General features: G+C 44.8%; 21 protein-coding genes. 19 read left to right on the forward strand and 2 right to left on the reverse strand.

The features are described from left to right. Positions 1–7: 7 nt before the first annotated feature. From HP568_RS21285 to HP568_RS21295, 3 genes are all read left to right on the forward strand, one after another. A complete protein-coding gene (locus tag HP568_RS21285; protein ID WP_173630159.1) occupies positions 8–1,372 on the forward strand; it encodes a sensor histidine kinase in 1,365 nt (454 codons plus the stop codon). Between the two features lie 320 nt (positions 1,373–1,692). Next, positions 1,693–1,932, forward strand: a complete 240-nt coding sequence (locus tag HP568_RS21290) for a thioredoxin family protein (protein WP_173630160.1) — start codon at positions 1,693–1,695, stop codon at positions 1,930–1,932. Between the two features lie 113 nt (positions 1,933–2,045). Beyond that, positions 2,046–2,657, forward strand: coding sequence for a MarR family winged helix-turn-helix transcriptional regulator (locus tag HP568_RS21295; protein ID WP_254551393.1), 612 nt, complete (start codon positions 2,046–2,048; stop codon positions 2,655–2,657). Positions 2,658–2,745: 88 nt separating this feature from the next. Here HP568_RS21295 and HP568_RS21300 read toward each other — a convergent pair whose 3' ends face one another. Next, positions 2,746–3,642: a LysR family transcriptional regulator gene (locus HP568_RS21300; RefSeq protein ID WP_048032959.1), complete on the reverse strand. Its 897-nt coding sequence runs from the start codon at positions 3,640–3,642 to the stop codon at positions 2,746–2,748. Between the two features lie 127 nt (positions 3,643–3,769). Between HP568_RS21300 and HP568_RS21305 the strand changes: the two genes are divergently transcribed. The 6 genes from HP568_RS21305 to HP568_RS21330 all read left to right on the forward strand — a co-directional run bounded on the left by HP568_RS21305 (position 3,770) and on the right by HP568_RS21330 (position 8,816). Then, positions 3,770–4,453 carry an MOSC domain-containing protein gene (locus HP568_RS21305; RefSeq protein WP_173630162.1) on the forward strand — a complete coding sequence of 228 codons (684 nt, stop codon included), beginning with the start codon at positions 3,770–3,772 and terminating at the stop codon, positions 4,451–4,453. Between the two features lie 140 nt (positions 4,454–4,593). Then, positions 4,594–5,271, forward strand: a complete 678-nt coding sequence (locus HP568_RS21310; protein ID WP_254551395.1) for a molybdopterin cofactor-binding domain-containing protein — start codon at positions 4,594–4,596, stop codon at positions 5,269–5,271. A 10-nt stretch (positions 5,272–5,281) separates the two neighbouring features. Beyond that, positions 5,282–5,497, forward strand: a complete 216-nt coding sequence (locus HP568_RS21315) for an FAD binding domain-containing protein (protein ID WP_048032962.1) — start codon at positions 5,282–5,284, stop codon at positions 5,495–5,497. Between the two features lie 39 nt (positions 5,498–5,536). Further along, positions 5,537–6,118 carry a cupin domain-containing protein gene (locus tag HP568_RS21320; RefSeq protein WP_173630163.1) on the forward strand — a complete coding sequence of 194 codons (582 nt, stop codon included), beginning with the start codon at positions 5,537–5,539 and terminating at the stop codon, positions 6,116–6,118. A gap of 137 nt (positions 6,119–6,255) precedes the next feature. Then, positions 6,256–8,076 (forward strand): PAS domain S-box protein, encoded by a 1,821-nt coding sequence (locus tag HP568_RS21325; RefSeq protein WP_173630164.1) that lies wholly within the window; start codon positions 6,256–6,258, stop codon positions 8,074–8,076. A gap of 107 nt (positions 8,077–8,183) precedes the next feature. Beyond that, on the forward strand, positions 8,184–8,816 hold the full coding sequence (locus HP568_RS21330; protein WP_048032965.1) for a YczE/YyaS/YitT family protein: 633 nt from the start codon (positions 8,184–8,186) through the stop codon (positions 8,814–8,816). Positions 8,817–8,839: 23 nt separating this feature from the next. Here the strand turns inward: HP568_RS21330 and HP568_RS21335 are convergent, their stop codons facing one another. Then, positions 8,840–10,057, reverse strand: coding sequence for an MFS transporter (locus HP568_RS21335; protein ID WP_048032966.1), 1,218 nt, complete (start codon positions 10,055–10,057; stop codon positions 8,840–8,842). Between the two features lie 285 nt (positions 10,058–10,342). On the opposite strand from HP568_RS21335, the gene HP568_RS21340 reads away from it, so the two are divergent. The 10 genes from HP568_RS21340 to HP568_RS21385 all read left to right on the forward strand — a co-directional run. Continuing rightward, the gene (locus HP568_RS21340) at positions 10,343–11,188 is read left to right on the forward strand and encodes a histidine racemase CntK family protein (protein WP_173630176.1); all 846 of its coding nucleotides are present in this window, start codon (positions 10,343–10,345) and stop codon (positions 11,186–11,188) included. A gap of 34 nt (positions 11,189–11,222) precedes the next feature. After that, positions 11,223–12,029 (forward strand): class I SAM-dependent methyltransferase, encoded by an 807-nt coding sequence (locus HP568_RS21345; RefSeq protein WP_173630165.1) that lies wholly within the window; start codon positions 11,223–11,225, stop codon positions 12,027–12,029. Positions 12,030–12,047: 18 nt separating this feature from the next. Next, positions 12,048–13,355: an opine metallophore biosynthesis dehydrogenase gene (locus tag HP568_RS21350; protein WP_173630166.1), complete on the forward strand. Its 1,308-nt coding sequence runs from the start codon at positions 12,048–12,050 to the stop codon at positions 13,353–13,355. A gap of 33 nt (positions 13,356–13,388) precedes the next feature. Continuing rightward, a complete protein-coding gene (gene cntA, locus HP568_RS21355; protein ID WP_173630167.1) occupies positions 13,389–14,996 on the forward strand; it encodes a staphylopine-dependent metal ABC transporter substrate-binding lipoprotein in 1,608 nt (535 codons plus the stop codon). 20 nt (positions 14,997–15,016) lie between these two features. After that, positions 15,017–15,949: a nickel/cobalt ABC transporter permease gene (opp1B, locus tag HP568_RS21360; RefSeq protein WP_173630168.1), complete on the forward strand. Its 933-nt coding sequence runs from the start codon at positions 15,017–15,019 to the stop codon at positions 15,947–15,949. Beyond that, positions 15,950–16,843 (forward strand): staphylopine uptake ABC transporter permease subunit CntC, encoded by an 894-nt coding sequence (gene cntC / locus HP568_RS21365; RefSeq protein WP_173630169.1) that lies wholly within the window; start codon positions 15,950–15,952, stop codon positions 16,841–16,843. Positions 16,844–16,850: 7 nt separating this feature from the next. Continuing rightward, the gene (gene cntD, locus HP568_RS21370; protein ID WP_173630177.1) at positions 16,851–17,672 is read left to right on the forward strand and encodes a staphylopine uptake ABC transporter ATP-binding protein CntD; all 822 of its coding nucleotides are present in this window, start codon (positions 16,851–16,853) and stop codon (positions 17,670–17,672) included. Then, on the forward strand, positions 17,659–18,402 hold the full coding sequence (locus HP568_RS21375; RefSeq protein WP_173630170.1) for an ABC transporter ATP-binding protein: 744 nt from the start codon (positions 17,659–17,661) through the stop codon (positions 18,400–18,402). Before cntD ends, HP568_RS21375 begins: the two co-directional genes overlap by 14 nt. 49 nt (positions 18,403–18,451) lie before the next feature. Next, positions 18,452–19,639 carry a staphylopine family metallophore export MFS transporter CntE gene (gene cntE, locus HP568_RS21380; protein ID WP_173630171.1) on the forward strand — a complete coding sequence of 396 codons (1,188 nt, stop codon included), beginning with the start codon at positions 18,452–18,454 and terminating at the stop codon, positions 19,637–19,639. Between the two features lie 207 nt (positions 19,640–19,846). Continuing rightward, positions 19,847–20,301: PAS domain S-box protein (locus HP568_RS21385; RefSeq protein WP_173630172.1), on the forward strand; the 455-nt coding region annotated here is incomplete at its 3' end.

Consider the following 20,301-nt stretch of genomic DNA (forward strand, 5'->3'; position numbering starts at 1 on the left):
GAACGCAGTGCTTACACATCGCAGACACTCACTCAAATGGAGACTCACGCTGTTTTTTAGCTCTGGCATGCTGGTCCTGCTTCTCTTTTTGTCCATTTTTATTTTTTTCAGCACCTCTAATCTCGTCCATCAACATGAGCAAAAATTGCTCAATCAGAAAGCAACGGCCATCGCAGCCGATTTGAAAACGGAAATCACCGAGGAAGCATCGCTGACAATTAACTATTTGACTCGTTTGTTAACCAATTACGCTGACGTCAATCAATCCATAAACATTAGCGACCAAAACGGCAAGGAAATCGCTTCGATACAGGGAGCCAATTGGACAAAAGAGCCGGAAGACTATTATGAAAGAACCTTGGTGGCTAAAGAGCCGGTACAGCTACCGTTCACATCCGAGCTTTTGTTTGTGCAGATTTCTACGACGACAGAGGCGCTTGAATGGTATTTTTCCATCTTGCTCACGATTCTTTTTCTCTCTTCCTTTTTTACCTTGTTACTTTCCGCGATTGGGGGCTATTGGTTGAGTAACTGGGGACTTAAGCCTCTCGATCATCTTATCCAGCAAATCCATTCCATTTTCCCTCAACGTCTCTCCCAACGAATTCACCATCATCACGTAGAGAATGAAATCTACGAGCTGATCCATGCCTTTAATCTGTTGCTAGACCGTATGGAAGAAGCAATGGTCTATCAGCAGCGATTCGTCACAGATGCATCACACGAGTTGCGTACACCACTCTCGATTATTGAAGGGTATGTAAGTCTTCTGCAAAGATGGGGGCAGCACAAGCCTGAAGTAAGAGATGAAGCACTCGCTGCTGTTCAGCAGGAGTGTAAACGACTTTTCAAACTCATTGATGACCTGCTATCGCTCGCTAAATTGCAGCATACGTCACAACCAGGCTCAACGAAAGTCGTTCAGCCATTAACCCCACTGCTACTTGAAGTAAAGCAAGCGTGGGTACCCATTTTCCCTCCACAAATCAAGCTGCTTTTTGAATGGGAAGAAGCTCTTGTCCTTTTGATGGATCGTGAGCGGATTCGACAATTATTGGACATCCTTTTGGACAATGCACGGAAATACACAGATGAAGGACAAGTGAAGGTACGAGCATATGGGGATGAAAAGGCCGTGCACATTGTGGTAGAGGATACAGGGATCGGTATTCATGCCAAGGAGATTCCCCACCTTTTTAAGCGATTTTATCGTGTGGACAAATCCCGTACACGAAAAAGGGGAGGAAGCGGGATCGGTCTGGCCATCGCCCAGGCGATTGTCGCAGATCACGAAGGAAGCATCTCTATTGCTCCATCCTTGGAAAGGGGCTTGGTTGTGCATGTTTTGTTGAAAAAAGCGGGAATGGATTGACGTCACGAATGATTAACGATGGGCTCTGTGCGGTGAGTGTTTCCAAGAAACAGGTCAGAGCGGGCGTGCATTCCAGAGCCTTCGCAGAGTCGTTCTTTTGATTTATTAGTTCCACCTATCGGACTTACAGATAATTGGGATCAGCACAAAGTCCTTGAATTGCTTTCTTTTACAAATGTAGCTCTTCCTGTTTTGGAAGGTCTCATTCATTGTCATTCCCTATGATAATCATAGGGAATTTGTAATTGTTCCGAAAGCTGGTCGCTCCTATAATCAAATACGTAGCAATGCTACATAAAATCATTAGGAGCTGATTCCAAATGCTAAAAGCCATTTTTTATCATGCAGGTTGCCCAGTATGTGTAGATGCGGAGCAAGTCGTCCTTGATTACCTGGATCAAACAAAGCTCGATGTTGAAATTGTCCACCTTGGTACGGAGCGGAACCGCCTTGAAGAAGCAGAGAAGGCTGGTATTCAATCAGTACCTGCTCTCGTGATTGACGGAAACGTCTACCACATTAACTTTGGGGCAAGCCTGGAAGATGTGAAAAACGGCTAAATGAGAAAAGGAGGTGCTTTTGGGGCGCCTCCTTTTTCCTACGCTTTTACACGATCATGTTTCCATTTACAATGGATAGAAGAATGGAACAGGGAAGGTAAGATACGCTCATGATGTTTGATCCCCAACAACGTAAGGAAAATCGCTCAGCCCGTATCATGATGGCTCTATTTCGAATGTCCCAGGCGATAAAAAAGGTGACGCAGGCAGAGAGTGATGTACAGGGATTGTCACCCGTACAAATTCAGGCGTTACTGTTCACTTTCTATACGAGAAGCGACGTGGCTTCCATTGGTAACTTTGCCAAGGCAATCGGAACGACACATGTGACAGCTGTTAAGATCATCAATGGACTCGTGACGAAAGGACACATGACGAAAGTACCTAAAAAAGAGGATCGACGAGTGACCCTGCTTCAACTGACTAAAAAGGGAAAAGAAGCTGCATCAAACCTTGAAAAATGGGGGTATACACTGGAAGAAGCCCTTCATTCGATTCCAGATGAGATACTGGAAGATTTCGAGATCGGGCTCGGTTCCGTGATAACAGCGATGCAGAGACGTGGTTATCTCGTTGTAGCGGAGCCCTGTCTAGGCTGCATGCATTTTCGCCCGAATACAGGTGATTCCCATACACCCCATTATTGCGCGTTCATTGAAAAGTACCTTACGCATGAAGCATCCTTGAAAGAATGCCCCGAGCATATTTCCTCTGAGAATGACTAAATAATGATAGGCAATACCTATCGAAATGATAACAACGATGCTATTGAACAAGGATTTACCTCGTCATAAACTGATCTTGACTCCCGCATCAGCGAACATCATCGTGTTTTACCGTGGCAAGTAACTGTTCCATAAAGACTCGGCTTGCTGCACACAAATACTTGTTTTTCCGGTAAACGATACCGATTTGCGCCGTGATAGTAGGCTGTTGGATCGGAATCGTGCGAATCCGTTTATCATCGATATAGTCGAGGTAGCCTTTCGAAAGGACCGTGACACCGACACCTTGCCCGACCATATTCGTAATCGATTCCATTGTGGTCATCTCCAAAACAGGCTGTGCCGAGAAGCCCAGCTCCTGACACTTTTCATCAATTAATTGACGCAAAAAGTACGTGTTCGGCAATAAAATAGAGGGGAGGTCTTTTAAAATCGCAAGAGAAACAAATGGTTCCTTTGCGATCGGATGATCCACAGGTACTCCTAATGCCAGATTTTCCGTATAGAGTGGAATGGTTTCCAGATCGTCATGCTCCATAGGCAAAAAAACAATGCCGAGATCAAGTTCGTTTTTTAGAAGTCCTTCATAAATATCACCGGTTCTCAGCCCGAAAATAGACAATTCAACCTTCGGATAACGCTGGTGAAACTCGATTACAGTGGGCGGGAGCAAATAATTGACAACTGTCAGTAGTACGCCAATTTTTAAGGAGCCTCTGCTTAAGCCTTGCAGCTCACTAATCGCTGCACGTGCCTGTGACAACTCATGAAACACATTGTAGCTATGGTGAAGCAATGTTCTGCCTGCTTCCGTCATAACCGTTCGTTTGCCGACGCGATCAAACAAAGGCATGCCGATTTCATGCTCAAGCAGACGGATTTGCTGACTGAGTGAGGGCTGCGCAATGCCCAATTTCTCGGCTGCGCGAGTAAAATTCAACTCCTGGCACAGTGCCATAAAGTATTCTAATTGCTTGAGCTCCAAGGACTATCCCTCCGACGATTTATGATCGAACAATAGGTTTTTCCTATCATTATAGAACAAACCATTATGAATTTGTATGAAAGTAGTGCGCAATGCGCATTTCCATAAAAGAATGAGGTGATCGCTTGTGAATATCGAAATGATTTCACTGAATGTAGGTAAGCCCAAACAAGTACAGTATCAAAACAAAGAGGTTTCTACCGGTATTTACAAAACCCCAGCAACAAAATCTCTGTATCTATCCTTTTTGAATTTCGAGGGAGATGGACAGGCAGATCTGGTCCACCATGGGGGCAAGGAGAAGGCGGTATGCGTCTATCCTTATGAGCACTACCCATTCTGGGAAGCTGAATTACAGAGAAAGCTGGCAATCGGTGCATTCGGAGAAAATCTGACGATTCGGGGATTAGTTGAGACGGACGTATGCATCGGTGATACCTTTCAGCTAGGGGAAGCGATCGTACAGGTCAGTCAACCGAGACAGCCTTGTTATAAATTATCTGTTCGTTACGGTGTGCCTGAAATGTTGGTTAAGGTCCAAGAGACCGGCTATACTGGCTTTTATTTTCGGGTGCTAAAAGAAGGGCTTGTATCTCATATGGATGGATTGACAAGACTTTCTTCTCATCCAAAAGAGATAACAGTCTCTTATGCAAACCGAATCATGCATCAAGAAAAAGAGAATATCGATGGCATGAAAAAGCTGTTGGAAGTAGAGGAGCTGTCCTCAAATTGGCGAGCGACCTTTACCAAACGATTATCCGGCATAGAAATTGATACGCGCGAAAGGCTGACAGGAAACCAATCATAGCTAGAGCCATTTCATTAATACGGACAACAAGTGTTGTATATATATACCAATGATCGTCCTGCACCAGGTCTCCTAAATGCCAAAGTTGCTATCAGTCCGCATGCTCCGCTACCATAAAATCGATCGATTTGACCGAAGCGATGAAAATACTAGGTGTAAAAGCGATCATAACCGGACGATATTACCCGATACTGACTGGGTCACCACTGGAAGACCGTCCTCCAATCGCAATAGACAAAGTAAGATATTATGGCGAGCCCGTTGCCCTCGTAGTAGAGGAACAGGAATATATTGCAGAGATGGCGACTTACCGAATCAAAGTGGACTATGAACTTTTGCCGACGGTTCTTTTCCCTCGGGAGGCATTTCAGAAAAATGCTCCACTTGTTCACGATTGTCTTGCCGAGTACAGACGCCACGAAGAGGTTTACCCTGAGCCGGGAACCAACATTGCGAACAGGACCAAAATCCGCAAGGGAGATATGGCGGAAGGTTGGAGAAATTGCCACCATACCATAGAGGTCGAGGTCACTCTACCACAGTCGGATCACGCTGCAATGGAAAAGAGATGCAGTACGGCACAGATTATGCCCGACAGCAAAGTGATCATCTATTCCGCTTCACAATCGCCTTCTGTCATCCGAAGAGCAATCAGCCAAGCATTTCATATGCCCCTTCATAAAGTAATTTTGGCGGAAAAGCCGCGATTCAACCGGAATTTCTTGTTTATTGGCATGCCCGCAGCATTGGCGAATAGCCTGAGAAACGCCGCTGGAGTAGCGTTGAATCAGTTGCCTCTCACGCCCGAAATGATCTGAAGGACGATTCATGACTCCATTTGACTTTGACTACTACCAACCCGCCTCCATTCAGAAAGCTGTGGAATGGTTTCAGTTGCTGCATAAACGCAAGAAAAATCTGATGTATTACACCGGAGGCACGGAAATCATCACATTTGCTCGAACGAATTCGATCCATCCGGGTGCTGTTATTGATCTGAAATTGCTCTTCAGAATAGTTACCTGTCATCAGGTAGCCACATAGGCTAAAGGGTAAATCCTTTACACTGGAGAGGAGATCGCGATGTACAACAACTATTACCATCACTATCAATGGTATGATCCCGTGCTTGCCGGATGGAATAACAACCATTTTCACTATGGTTGGAGCCCTCATTATTACAATTGGAGTCATGCGAATGGGAATCGATACTGGAATCGGTATCAGAATACCATCGAATTGAGAGATTATGGACCAAAGCCATTTGTCGTGAACATTGAGCAAGCCACAAAGCAAAACAATACGTTCCGTACAGCATTATGGACAGGGAATCACTTGCAGGTGACGCTGATGAGCATAAATGTTGGAGACGACATCGGTTTAGAAAATCATCCGAATACGGATCAATTCATCCGAGTGGAAGAAGGTCAAGGACTTGTTCGGATGGGGGATCGCAAAGATCATTTAGATTTTGAACAGAGAGTCAATGATAACGATGCCATCATGGTCCCTGCGGGCACGTGGCACAATATCATCAATACGGGTAATACGCCGCTAAAAGTATATTCCATCTACGCACCACCTCATCATCCATTTGGTACCGTTCATGAGACGAAAGCCAGTGCCATGGCTTCTGAGCAAAGCACGCAAGAATCGAGTCGATAGGCATTGGTGCCAAAATATGCCGCTCCTTTTTAAGGGGCGGTATTTTTTAGTGGGATAGATATTTTCTCAAGGATATTTTTAACGGGTATAGAATATTAACATTATTCACAATCTTTGTTTGAGGAAGGTATAAACCTATGGATAAAGAAGCTGAGCGAATCGACCTTAGACAAGAACAGTTCAACATGAAAGAGCTGCTTCAGTCACTTTTTGAAACGACTACGGACGCGATTTCAATTAGGGACATGCAGGGTAATATACTTTTTTTGAATAGTGCTTTTGAAAAAATTTATGGTTGGACACATCAAGACCTCCTGAATGATCCGTACTGTCTAGTACCTGAAGATCTCATTAACGAGACAAAGGACATTTTCCACGAGATTAAATTTGAAGGAAAAAATATAACGGGCTATGAGACCGTGCGTCACCGTAAAAATGGTCAGATCGTTCAGGTTAGTTTAACAGCTTCTCCGTTAAAGGATACAGAAGGAACGATCATAGGCACTTCAGTCATCGCCAGAGATATAACGGACCGCAAAATGGCGGAAGAAGCACTCGTGAAAAGCGAGGCAAAGTACCGTATCCTTGTAGAACATACGAGCGATGTTATTTGTCAGTATGATGTACACATGAATAATCTTTTTGTATCTCCTTCTATCGAGCACCACTTGGGATACACACCGGATGAATTTTTACAAACGAGTAGTTTTGATCACATTCACCCCGATGATGTCACTATCGTGAAAGATATGCGTTCCTTAATCTCCACGTATCCCCAAAGTGTTCAAATGGAGATCAGGTTACGACACAAAAATGGATCATGGGTGAATTGGGAGTCGCGTTGTGTCCCCATCATGTCTGAGAACAATGAGGTTGAAAGCTTCCTATTCGTTTCTCGCAATATCACCGAGCGAAAACACTCCGAAGAAGCTTTGCGCAAGAGCGAGGAACAGTATAGATTCATCGCCGAGCACACGGCAGACTTCATTTCCGTCATTGATAAGTACGGTCACGTATCGTATAGCTCACCTTCACATGAGAAGAAGTTAGGTACGAGCCAAATAATCTTTGAAAACATACATCCGGAAGACGCATCACTCGTCTGTGAGCAATTTGTTTCTATGATTCAATACAATATCCCCATTACATGTGAGTATCGATACAAACTAGAAAACGAGAAATGGATCTACCTTGAATCAAGAGGAATGCCGTTTTTTAGCTCGGATGGCGGAAATCAGTACTTCATTAACGTGACACGTGACTTAACGGAGAGGAAGCAGAACGAAGAACTTCTCCGCAGAACAGAGAAGCTGTCCGTAATCGGTGAATTGGCTGCAAGTATCGCTCACGAAATAAGGAATCCGCTTACTTCATTGAAAGGCTTTATCCAGTATTTGCGGCCAACGCTATCGGAGGGCGCCATTTTTACAGACATTATGTTGTCCGAGCTAGATCGCATTAACTTTATCGTGAGTGAGCTGCTTGTATTGGCCAAACCGCAAACGCTCCATGTGAAGCGGATTCTTTTACACCCGCTCATTGAAAGTGTGGTAAAGTTTCTCGAATCAGAAGCGAATCTCAACAACATTTCGATTAACACAATATTTAGCGATATACCGATAGCGATCAAAGGAGAAGAAAATCAAGTAAAACAAGTCTTTATCAATATTTTGAAGAATTCCTTGGATGCGATCACGGCGAGTGGCGAAATCAGCATAGAAACCATCTGCCTACATGATAACCAAGTGCTGATTCGCTTTACTGACAATGGATGTGGCATTTCCCAAGAACTGCTACCTAGACTCGGCGAACCTTTTTATACCACGAAAGAGAAAGGAACAGGCTTAGGTTTACTTGTCAGCAATAAAATAATGAAAGATCATCAAGGAACCATCACCATCTCAAGTGAGATCAACAAAGGTACCATCGTGGAAATCAGGTTGCCCATTTCGAAATAGGAAGGTGATCCTAATGAATACGCAAATCGTTGGCAATCAGGTAACATTCACGAAATCCCCACCTATGTGTGCTGAAAAAGCCAGATTTTTTAGAGGGGGAGAAAATGATGTGGAGGAAGGTACTGCTTCATCCGCTTGCAATTCGATACAGCGTGTTTATGATCGGACTGGCGATCATGGCGTTTGGCATTGGCATGATGATTGAGGCTCATTTAGGTGTTGCACCGTGGGATACACTGCATATTGGATTACAGAAGACATTTGGACTGACCATCGGCATATGGTCGCAGATCGTGGGTGCCATGATCATTCTCGCTTCCTACATCATTGGCAAGATCCGGCCTAACGTGGGTATGTTTTTAAACATGTTTTTCTTCGGGCTGTTTATTGACTTATTCATGTGGTTGAACTGGATTCCTACAGGAGAGACCATTACAGAACGAGTGATTTTGTTCGTAGTTGGTCTGCTCATCTATACGATCGGAACGGGGATGTATATTTCACCGCGATTGGGAGCTGGTCCTCGTGACAGTTTTATGTTAGCTCTACATGAGCGAATGGGATGGGGTATCGGTAAAGTTAGGATCGGTATAGAGTGCACGGTCATGGTGCTAGGCTTGTTGCTTGGTGGGCCCGTTTCGGTGGGAACCTTTGTGACGGCCCTTGCGATCGGACCGCTGATCAAGCAGTTTATTCCGATGTGGGAGCGAATCCTGGCAAAACCGTACGGAACGGCTTAACCAGCGCAAAAGAAAAAGGGTGCTCAAATGGAGTACCCTTTTTCACTTTGTTGCAGCTTGCGTTCAGCCATATAGGAAGCGATTCCCAAAATCAGTCCCAATGCTACGAGCACAGCACCGACCCATGGGAGGGAGGTAATATCTAGATGAGTAATTACCCATCCGCCAATGAAAGCACCAGCTGCATTTCCTAGATTTCCGGCAGAATGACTCGAGGTAGAAGCAAGCGCTGGTGCATGCTGCGCGAGGTTCATCACACGCACTTGCAGCCCTGGAAATACAGCGAAAGAAGCAGCGCCCCATAGAAAAATAGTCAAAACGGCAGCTGTGGGACTATAGAGGGTAAACGTAAACAGCGTGAGAATGATGCATATTGTAAAGTAAAGTCCGAGTATGGAAGGCATCAGCTTCCAATCCGCAAGCTTTCCGCCCACGATATTGCCGATGGTCACTCCACAGCCAAAGAGGACAAGAATCCACGTAACATGATACTCAGCAAAACCGGTAATTTGCGTCAGCAGTGGCGCAATGTAAGTAAATACGGTGAAGAGACCTGCATTGCCCAGTGCTCCGATCAGAAGGTACAGAAGGAGCTTGGGCTTGAGAAGAGCGGTAATTTGCCCAGTGATACTCCCCGTGTTTTTTTGCCGCATGTTTGGGACGAAAACGAGTATTCCGATGAGTGCTATTATTCCCATGATCGCAATAGAGCCAAATGATGCTCGCCATCCCATGTGCTGACCGATGAAAGTCCCCAAAGGTACACCAATGATATTGGCGATCGTCAGGCCTGCCATCATGATAGAAACGGCTGCGGCACGTTTGTCTGGACTTACCAGACTGGAGGCTACAACAGCCCCAACTCCAAAGAATGTCCCGTGTGTCAAAGCGGTGATCAGGCGTGCCCCCATCAGTATCTCATAGTTGGGAGCAAAAACAGAGATTCCGTTTCCGAGAATAAATAGAACCATTAGTAGACAGAGTAGCTTCTTTTGGGGAATTCGGTGGGTGAGGACTGTCAGTATCGGTGCACCGACGGCTACCCCTAGCGCATACATGGTAATGAGTTGACCCGCGGAAGAGATACTAACCCCCAAATCCTCTGCAACATTCGGCAAAAGCCCCATAATGACAAATTCCGTCATCCCAATGGCAAAAGAGCCCACGGTAAGAGAGAGCAAAGAGATAGAAGACTTTTCCTTGTTGGCTTGTTTCTTGGTAGTAGTGTGAGATAAGTCCATGAAGTCAATACAACCTTTCTCCAGTATAAAATTCCGGTGGAACTGTCGTTTATAGTAGCGGGTAAAGATTACCCGTTCTACTTTGTTAAGTCAAGGTATTCTTTTTGCATGCTGACTGACCTGTTTGAATTGTGCAGTTGACAGATAACCAAATTGTGGTTATGATTTACTCGTTAATAATCGTAATCATTACGGTTTATTTTTTTCTTAATTAAATCGTAATGATTACGTTTAGGGTGAAGTAAGTAGTTGTTCATCAAAAATAGGGTAAGAGGGTAGGTTGTGATGAAACGGGAAATCGATTTTATAAAGTTTAATCCCACACAAAATATGACCATTCTTGTGAAAAATAATCATCCAACTGAAGAGCATACGCTGATCGCCTCAAAAATAATGTCCTACGATAGTGTCCATGCTGAACAAGTGGGGTTTATCGAAAAATCAAATCATGATGGAGCGGCAGCCTATCTGCAAATGGCTGGGGGTGAGTTTTGCGGCAATGCATGCATGGCATTAGCGACGTTCATCGCGCATGAAAATGGTCTACAGCATCAGGAGTGGACCAACATTGTATTGGAAGCTTCGGGTACAGATCATTTCGTTGCTTGTCGAGTAAAAAGAATCGAAGACGAATATTACTGCCAAGTTTCGATGCCCCTTCCTAAAAAGATCGAGCAGCAATCAATCAACTATGATGGCGACGAAATCAACATGGTGATTGTGAGGTATCCTGGTTTCTTTCACATCGTGATTGAAGTGGACGAGTTCAGTAAAGCGGTAAGAAAACGTGCACAATCTTTAGCCAAGCTGCTGGGAGTAACTGTAGGGGCGAATTTGATCGGGGTGCTATTGTATCAGCCAGCTTCGAATGAAATGGCTCCGCTGATTTTTGTTCCGCCTGTAGATAGCATGATCTGGGAAAGAGGCTGTGGGTCAGGTACTGCTTCACTTGGAGCCTATCTGGCTTGGAAAAAGCAAGGCGATATCGCTGCTCCAATCAGGCAACCGGGAGGCACGATTCATGTAACGGCCATTTGGCAAAGAGAGGCGGTAACAAGCCTGAAAATTGAGGGGGCAGTCGGAATTGTGGCACGAGGCAAAGCATTCATCGAGATACACGATACCGTTTGAGGTGTCACATTTTATTTAGCAAGGGGAGAACTGAATGAATAGACCTGAACAGTTGCAACAGCATTTGACTGCATTTCTAGAAAGGTTCACCCATTTAGCCGACCGATATGACGGCACCATCCATCAGAGCTCGGAGTTAGAGAAGATCATCGATGAGTATTCTTCCTTCATAACAGATGAAAGAAACAAAGAAGCCTGGGAGCAACTAGAACAGTCAATCGTAAGCCACTTGGATCAGCTTGTGGAGGATGTAAGGAAATCGTCGGCGATTTGCGTTGCTATTATGGAGAAATATCGTGCGTTGAAGCTGCTTGATGGGATTGCTGATAAGACCGACTACTTTCAAAACATAGAATCATGTATTGAAGAAGAATTTGGGAGTTTCCAAGTTACTGCTGATTCAAAGGTGTTGATGGTTGGCTCAGGCTCATTTCCCATGACGCCATTGTTGATTGCGAAGCGAACGGGAGCAGAAGTAGTTGGAATCGACATTGATGAGGAGGCTATCAAGCTAGGGCGGAGTGTTGTAGAAAGGCTGGGAAGTGGATTGCCTATCCGCTTGGAGCAAGAGTTTGTGGAACGACTCGATGTGACGAAGGATGCAACCCATATCATCTTTAGTTCGACGGTTGCAAATAAATATGACCTGCTGGAACAATTGCATCCATTGACAAACGAACAAGTGATCGTGGCGATCCGATACGGTAATCAAATGAAGTCCCTGTTTAACTACCCTATGAGAGAGGTAGATGAGCGGAAATGGACGCTGATTGAAACCATCTTGCGTCCCGACCATGTGTTTGATATCGCTTTGTATAAAAAAGCATCGGCTGCATGCTGATTTTATAAGGAGGTTTTTATGGGTGCTTTGAAAAGAATCTTGTTATTGGGAACAGGTCCTGCTTCTATTCAAATGGCTGTCCTGCTTAAAAAACAAAGGGATTGCTACATTGGGATCGTTGGGCGTGAGTCTGTTCGTTCCGAATCATTCTTTACTGAACTTAAGCAAAATAGCCAGCAAATTCGCGTAGATATTCAAAATGAAAAGCATCAAACGATGGAAGGCGAATGCCAAATCGACCATGTATTCCAGGGATATGGGACTGTCACAGGGGAGTGGGATACCTTCCTATTAGCTGTCACCACAGATGCTTATGTTGAGGTTTTACAACAAATCGATGGTCAGGTCTTACAGCAAGTAAAGTGCTTGGTTTTAGTTTCTCCGACCTTTGGTTCCAACAGTTTACTACGCCATTATCTAAACAGTATTCATTCAAATGCGGAGATTATCAGTTTTTCTACATACCTTGGCGATACTCGCTGGTTCCACGAAAAGCCTTCCAATCGTGTGATTACGACAGGTGTTAAGAAAAAAGTTTACATGGGCTCGACGCACTCTCCATCCCAGTATGTAAAAAAATTATGTGAGTTATATGAGCAAGTAGGTATCGATTTGGAAGTCATGGACTCTCCAATTGAGGCGGAAACGAGAAACATATCCCTGTATGTGCATCCGCCACTGTTTATGAATGATTTCTCCCTTCGTGTGATATTTGGAGAAGAAACAATCAAAAAGTACGTATACAAAATGTTTCCAGAGGGCCCCATCACGCAATTTCTCATTCGCGATATGCTGACCCAATGGAAAGAGATCACAAATGTGGTGGAAAAGCTCAATATGAAAGGAGTCAATTTGCTGAAGTTCATGACGGATGATAACTATCCGGTGAGACTGGAGTGTCTATCACGTGATGATATCGAAAACTTCGTTCATTTTGAAGCGATTCATCAAGAGTATTTATTGTTCATTCGGTATACCTCGTTGTTGATCGATCCTTTTTCGGAGCCAGATGCAGATGGAAGATACTTCGATTTTTCTGCTGTCCCCATCCGGAAAATGTTTATCAATAGAGAAGGGTATTGGGATATCCCACGCATGCCAAAGGAAGATTACTATCGCATAAAAATCATACAGGGCATTGCGAGATTCATAGATAGCAGTTGCCCTACCATCGATACATTCATTGAAACGTACGAGCGTAAAATTGCCGAAGTCTCGCGAGCACATAAGGGCGAACGCTTATCGGATGCATTTGTGGTACAAAGCTTTGAGGATGATTTGAAGAGGATATGCAGTGAGATCGGCAAGGGCATCGGATCAAAGTAACTGTGCTAGCACGTATTTTCAGGAGGAATGGGTATGACAGGTAGAATGGGTTTTTTAGTAAGGACTTTTACACTCTCAATCGTACTACTGGTTGGATGCAGTAACGGTGATGCGGCAAAAACGGCGTCAACTGATACAGGGAAAGAGATTGTGTATGCCACTTCGAAAGATATAAACGATATGAACCCCCATTTTTATTCCGGCTCCATGCCAGCTCAAGGGTTGGTGTATGAATCGTTAGTAGAAAATACAGAAGATGGGATCAAACCATTGTTGGCTGAATCTTGGGAAGTTTCCGATGATGGAAAGGTGTACAAGTTTCACTTGAGAAAAAACGTGACGTTCCATGATGGAGAACGGTTTAATGCCGAAGCAGTGAAAAAGAATATAGAAGCGGTGCAAAGCAATGCAAGCAAGCACTCCTGGATCAAGCTATCCACCAAGATCGTGGATTGCAATGTACTCGATGAGTATACAGTTGAACTGGTCTTATCCGAACCGTACTATCCGACACTGGTCGAATTGTCGATGACAAGACCTTATGTATTCATCTCGCCCAAAAATTTTGTGAACGGGGGAACCAAAGATGGCGTTAGTGGTTTTAACGGAACGGGCCCCTATAAGCTCACTGAGCATAAAGTCGATCAGTATGCCGTAATGGAAGCGAATGAAAAATACTGGGGCGGCGTGCCCAAGGTAAAAAAAATAACAGCCAAAGTACTTCCCGCAGGCGAAACTACTTTCTTGGCGCTGCAAAAGGGAGAAGTCAACTTTGTATTTACGGATGATCGAGGCGCGAATAGTCTCGATGTTGAAGCCATGAATCAGTTGGTTGAATCCGGTGAATACCAGATTATTCGCAGTCAACCAATGAACACAGGCATCATTGTCGCCAATAGTAGCAAAACCGAGAGCCCTGTACATGAAACCGCTGTACGCGAAGCGTTTTGGCATGCGATTGACAGAGAGACTATCAGTAAACAAATATTTGATGGCACTGAACAACCCGCTTATACCCTTTTCTCTTCGAATGTCAATTACGCCAATGTGGAAGTAGAGAAGCGGGGCTACGATTTGGAAAAAGCGAAAAAGCTTTTGGAGGAAGCGGGCTGGGGTATCGGGAATGCGGGTGAAATCAGAACGAAAAACGGAAAGCCATTAGCCATGAAGCTATATTACGATGTCAATTCGTCCACTCAAAAAACGCAGGCTGAATTCATTCAAAATACGGGAAAACGGATTGGGATTCATCTGGAGATTGTGGGAGAGGAGTCTTCTTCGATTGCGAACAGAAGATCTACAGGTGACTATGACCTGCTTTTCAATCAAACATGGGGACTCGCGTATGATCCGCAGAGTACAATCGCTGCTTTTACTTCCAAGTCTTCCTATTACCATACGACAAGAGGTATCGCGCAAGCTGATGAGCTCTATAAAAAGATAGAAGAAGTCATGGTGACGACGGATGAGGAACATAGAAAATCGTTATATACCGATATTTTGACCATAGTTCATAAGGAAGCCGTATTTATTCCGATTACGAATGGAAGAGTGTCGATCTTGGCTCCCAAAAACTTGCAGGGCATCTCGTTTAAGCAAACGCAATTCGAGCTTCCATTCGAGCGGATGTACTTTGAATAAATACACAAAAGGAGCGTGCCATGGGTAGTTATATCCTCAAAAGGTTATTACTATCGATTCCTTTAGTCCTGATCATCTCGTTTGTAACGTTTGCCTTCATTCATCTCTCTCCCTTGGATCCCGCCGAAGTGGTGCTGCATTCGCAAGGCATACCCAAAATAACGGATGAGTTACTTGCGCAAACAAGAACGAAACTTGGGATGGACCAACCCTTTCTGACCCGCTACCTAAACTGGGTTGTCTCATGCTTGCAGCTAGATTTTGGAGATTCCTATATAACGGGTAAACCAGTGTGGTCTATGCTAGGACCAGCCCTTCTCCATACAGGAAAGCTGACGCTGGTTTCGACATTTGCCATTGTTGTACTTTCCATCGTATTCGGGGTGGTATGCGCATTGAAAGCGGGCAAGTGGGTGGATAAATCAGTCAGAGGTGTTTCGTTTTTTTTGACATCGATGCCGTCCTATTGGCTCGCAGCTTTGCTGATCTGGTATTTTTCCGTGAAGCTGGATTTGCTTCCGACAAGCGGAATGGAGTCGTTTAAAAGCTATATATTGCCCGTTGCTGTGATTACCATCAGCTATGCTGGCATCTATTTTCGAATCATCAGAAGTTCCATGTTAAGCAACATGAATGAAGACTATGTTCTCTACGCAAGGGCATGCGGCTTACCGGAGAAAAAGATCACGATGCACATCCTCAGAAATTCATTGCAGGTGAGCATTTCTGTACTATGTATGGCGATTCCCATTATTTTGGGAAGCACAGTCGTAGTGGAAAACATCTTTGCTTGGCCGGGACTCGGAACGCTAAGCGTCAAATCCATTTTAAGCAGGGATTTCCCGATTATCCAAGCCTATGTCCTTGTGTTGGCAGTCGCCTTTATTCTGTTCAACATCGTTTCCGACATCATCAATGTGGCATTGAACCCCAAACTAAGGGATGGTCTCTAGATGAAGCAATTACAAAATGTGTGGAAAGACAAGGTCGCTGTCCTATCCTTATCGATTATCACGGTCACAACAGTGGCTGGGATATTTGCGCCATTCGTTGCACCAAATGATCCCGAAGAAGTACATATGGAGCTTCGATTTGCATCCGCATCATGGGAATATCTTTTGGGCAACGACCACCTCGGGCGATGCATTTTATCCAGACTCATTTACGCTATTCGTCCCAGCATGCTCTGGGTCTTTGCTGCGTTGCTTCTATCTGTATTAATTGGGGCGATTGTAGGCGTTCTCGCGGGTTACTTTCGTGGAAAAACAGATGCTTTCTTGATGCGCGTTTGCGATGTGATCCTTTCTTTTCCTGGATATGTCATGACCCTGGCGATCATCGGAATATTGGGTGTCGGTTTTGAAAATATAATCATCGCCTTTGTATTGATGAAATGGGCGTGGTTTGCTCGAATCATCAGAACGTCAGTCATGCAATATGCGGAATCCGATTATGTAAAATTCGCAAAGGCAATCGGCGCAAGCAATATGAGAATCATGATCAAGCACATTGTTCCGGTTGCATTGCCCGACATCGCCGTCATTTCAAGCAGCTCCTTCGGTTCAATGATTTTGCAAATATCGGGGTTTTCCTTTCTCGGTTTAGGCATTCAAGCACCGGAAGCAGAGTGGGGCATGATGTTGAATGAAGCGAGAGACGTCATGTTTTCACGCCCGGAATTTATGCTGGCGCCCGGTTTGACCATCGTGATCGTCGTGTCAGCCATTAACTATTTGTCTGATGCCCTTCAAGTGGCTCTCGATCCCAAATTAATGACTACTAAAAATAAGCAGCAAGGATTAGTAAGAGCCTCAGTCGTTAATCACGAAGGAAACGGGGTGGCATGACCGGATGATGAACATTTTGGAAGTGAAAAACCTTAAAATCTGGGACAGTCGCAATGATCGAGTGATTGTTCCAAATAGTTCATTCTATGTGAAGCAGGGAAGCTGCCTGGCCATTGTGGGAGAAAGTGGGAGTGGGAAGTCGGTGACTTGCAAGGCCATCATGAGATTGAATCAAGCTGGGATTCGCCAATCGGGAGACGTTCTGTTACGAGGAGAAAATCTTATGGAGATCTCCGAACAGGAGATGAGGAAAAAGAGGGGGAAACAGCTTTGCATGATTTTGCAGAATGGCATGCGTGCCTTTGATCCCTCTTGCGTGGTGGGCGTTCATCTAAAGGAGACGCTTGTGGAGCATTTTGGGTGGAGCCGTGACGAAATCATAACCAAAATGAAATATGCCATGGAAAGTGTCATGCTGAAAGACCCGTTAGAGGTGATGAACAAGTACCCCCACCAGTTGTCGGGTGGAACGCTGCAACGAGTCATGATTGCCCTCGCAATTGTATTGGAGCCCGACATTCTGATTGCGGATGAACCCACGACAGCACTTGATACCATCTCGCAGTTCGAAGTCGTTGAACAGTTCCTGCAATTGCGTGAACAAATGGGCTGCTCCATGATCTTCATTTCTCACGATTTAGGGATTGTCAAATTAATCGCAGATGAAGTTCTCGTCATGAAAGAAGGAGCAATTGTTGAAAACGGGACAACCCAAGCCATCTTCTCTGAACCGCAACATCCTTATACCCGTTACTTGCTCTCCACGAAGCTGGCGATGAATCAACATTTTACGAGAGTCATGGGAGGAGTTCGTGTTGCTGAGCGTTGAATGCGTGGAGAAATCATATCGAAAAGGTGGATTGTTCTCAAGGAAAAGAGAGCATGTGTTGAAAAACATTAGCTTCGAATGTAAGCCTGGAGAGTGTCTTGGCATCATCGGAGAAAGTGGAAGTGGCAAATCAACATTAGGACGATTGCTATTGGGGATTGAAAAGCCTGATCGAGGTACCATCCTGTTTGCGGGCAAAAAAGTAGAGAATCGAAAAGTGAGAGCAGGGAACCTAAGCGCTGTTTTTCAAGATTACACTTCCTCTATCCATCCATTTTATACGGTTGAGGAGGCCATTCTGGAGCCTTTACAAATGAAAAGAAAGGCACGGGAAGATGCGCGAAGTCAGATTGACCCATTATTATCTCAAGTGGGGTTGGATCCTTCCTATCGAAAAAAATATCCGCATGAGTTATCAGGGGGAGAGGTTCAGAGGGTATGCATAGCGAGAGCCGTATCAACGGAGCCAACATGCATCCTATTTGATGAAGCAATCAGTTCCTTGGACGGCTCTGTGCAAATGCAAGTGCTTGAATTACTGAAGAACTTGAGAAAACGTTACGACATGGGCTATATCTTCATCACCCATGATATACAGGCTGCCGCCTATATTTGCGACAGAGTTATGATCATACGAAAGGGTGAAATCGAAGAGATCGTAGCGGTTGAACAATTAAAAGATGTTCAGTCCGTCTATACGCAGAAATTGCTGCAAATGGTTATTGCGTAATGAAATTGGCATTGAGGGTGAACAGGATCAGAGGAAGGAGCAAGGAGCTATGAGAGGGGCTCTGTCTTGGCCGTTTTTGCGATTATACATATTGACTCTTTTGTATTTTAGTGCGAACTCCATTCTGAATGTCATTATTCCGTTGAAGGGTGCAGAGTTGGGTGCAACCAATACAACCATCGGAGTCGTTATGGGAGCGTATCTGTTTACAACCATGTTTTTTCGGCCATGGGCAGGCCATATCATCCAAAAACATGGTGCAATCAAAGTGCTCCGCACGATTCTGATTTTCAATGGTGCGGCTCTTATATTATATACGTTCACTGAATTGGAGGGCTTTATCGTTGCCCGGATGCTTCAAGGGGTGTGTACCGCTTTTTTCTCCATGGCCTTACAGTTAGGGATTATTGATGCGCTGCCGGACAAGGATCGCTCACAAGGGATTTCCATGTATTCCTTATGTGCTTATTTGCCTGGTATTCTTGGTCCACTACTCGCTTTAGGCATCTGGCAAGCAGGGGATAGCCATTCTTTTACTGTTGCCATGATCACCATTGCGCTCCTTACAGGAGTGGTGGGCTATAGTGCCAAAATGGACAAAAAAGTGGCCGAGCCCGTTCAGGGTCAGACAGAAAAGGGAGCAACGATGTTTGGTTCGGTAAGCCAATTAGTCAAAAATCCGCATTTATGTAAATGCAGTGTCTTGATGCTGGCGGCCTCCGTTATATTTGGAGCTGTGACTACCTTTATCCCGCTGTACGCTGTACAAATCAAATATGGGAATGCAGGAATTTACCTCATGCTTCAAGCTGGCACCGTCGTATTATCGCGGTTTGTATTGAGAAAGAACATCCCGTCTGACGGCAAGTGGCGTTCATCTTTTATGATGGGAATTATGCTCACTCTTGCAGCAGCGGCGTTAAGTGTAAGCTTTTCTACCCTGGGTGGGGCAGCCTATTTGTATGGAGGGGCCATATTAATGGGGATTGCGCAAGCCCTCCTTTACCCTACATTAACGACGTATTTAACCTTTGTTCTACCGAAGACGGATCGCAATGTGTTAATCGGGTTATTCATAGCGATGGCCGATTTGGGTGTTTCTCTGGGAGGAGTCATCATGGGGCCAGTCGCGGATTATTTCTCCTATTCCTTTATGTATATGATTTGCGCGATCTTAGGCGTGACGATGATTATTTTTGCCTATGAACGAAGCAAAACTTCTGTGGAAGTACAATAAGAGGAATCGTCGCTGGACACGTAGGAGAATATTCAGGTGGCAAGCCGAGTACACGCTAGGGGATGATACCTGGCTGTTACTCGGCTTTTATCTATTTGATCATCATGTAGCGTCACATAAGATAGGGGAAGGTACCTATTTGAAAGATGCGCCACGTCTCTTACGATGGGATCATAGGAGAAATACGATCAGTATGGAGGACCAATGATGGATCAATGTCTCACTTTATTTGAACGCGCTGGCGATGAAGGAAAAGCGACGGATAACGGTTATCTGAAGCAAATCTTCGACCACTTGCAGGACGGCATTATTCTCATGGATCAGGAACGAAAAATCATGGTGATGAATCCATCCGCAGAAAAAATGACCGGTTGGAAACGAGGAGAAAGGGTGCCGTTCTGCTCCTACTGCCAAAACAGAGAGCTGGAAGAGGGAGAAGAACGATGTTATTTGCTTGCCAAACGAGAAGTTCCCTATTTTCTTTCTGCGATGCCCACGTATGAGGGGCGGTACGTCGACATGGAAATGAGCACGGCTGTCATCTATGAAAATGGTGAACAAAACATGCAGGATGTCCTTTTGGTCTTGAAAGATATGACGGTCAAGAAAAAAGAAGAGGAAGTCAGAATCTCCAAGCAGGTGCTGCAAAAAACGCTAGAAGC

It is taken from the genome of Brevibacillus sp. MS2.2, assembly GCF_013284345.1.
Classification (GTDB): Bacteria; Bacillota; Bacilli; order Brevibacillales; family Brevibacillaceae; genus Brevibacillus; species Brevibacillus brevis_C.

Bases quoted from the DNA above. Each gene is read 5' to 3' on its own strand.
- HP568_RS21290 (WP_173630160.1), top strand. From the start codon at position 1,693: ATGCTAAAAGCCATTTTTTATCATGCAGGTTGCCCAGTATGTGTAGAT.
- HP568_RS21295 (WP_254551393.1), top strand. From the start codon at position 2,046: ATGTTTGATCCCCAACAACGTAAGGAAAATCGCTCAGCCCGTATCATG.
- HP568_RS21310 (WP_254551395.1), top strand. From the start codon at position 4,594: ATGAAAATACTAGGTGTAAAAGCGATCATAACCGGACGATATTACCCG.
- HP568_RS21315 (WP_048032962.1), top strand. From the start codon at position 5,282: ATGACTCCATTTGACTTTGACTACTACCAACCCGCCTCCATTCAGAAA.
- HP568_RS21320 (WP_173630163.1), top strand. From the start codon at position 5,537: ATGTACAACAACTATTACCATCACTATCAATGGTATGATCCCGTGCTT.
- HP568_RS21325 (WP_173630164.1), top strand. From the start codon at position 6,256: ATGGATAAAGAAGCTGAGCGAATCGACCTTAGACAAGAACAGTTCAAC.
- HP568_RS21330 (WP_048032965.1), top strand. From the start codon at position 8,184: ATGTGGAGGAAGGTACTGCTTCATCCGCTTGCAATTCGATACAGCGTG.
- HP568_RS21335 (WP_048032966.1), bottom strand. From the start codon at position 10,057: ATGGACTTATCTCACACTACTACCAAGAAACAAGCCAACAAGGAAAAG.
- HP568_RS21340 (WP_173630176.1), top strand. From the start codon at position 10,343: ATGAAACGGGAAATCGATTTTATAAAGTTTAATCCCACACAAAATATG.
- HP568_RS21345 (WP_173630165.1), top strand. From the start codon at position 11,223: ATGAATAGACCTGAACAGTTGCAACAGCATTTGACTGCATTTCTAGAA.
- HP568_RS21350 (WP_173630166.1), top strand. From the start codon at position 12,048: ATGGGTGCTTTGAAAAGAATCTTGTTATTGGGAACAGGTCCTGCTTCT.
- cntA (WP_173630167.1), top strand. From the start codon at position 13,389: ATGACAGGTAGAATGGGTTTTTTAGTAAGGACTTTTACACTCTCAATC.
- opp1B (WP_173630168.1), top strand. From the start codon at position 15,017: ATGGGTAGTTATATCCTCAAAAGGTTATTACTATCGATTCCTTTAGTC.
- cntC (WP_173630169.1), top strand. From the start codon at position 15,950: ATGAAGCAATTACAAAATGTGTGGAAAGACAAGGTCGCTGTCCTATCC.
- cntD (WP_173630177.1), top strand. From the start codon at position 16,851: ATGAACATTTTGGAAGTGAAAAACCTTAAAATCTGGGACAGTCGCAAT.
- cntE (WP_173630171.1), top strand. From the start codon at position 18,452: ATGAGAGGGGCTCTGTCTTGGCCGTTTTTGCGATTATACATATTGACT.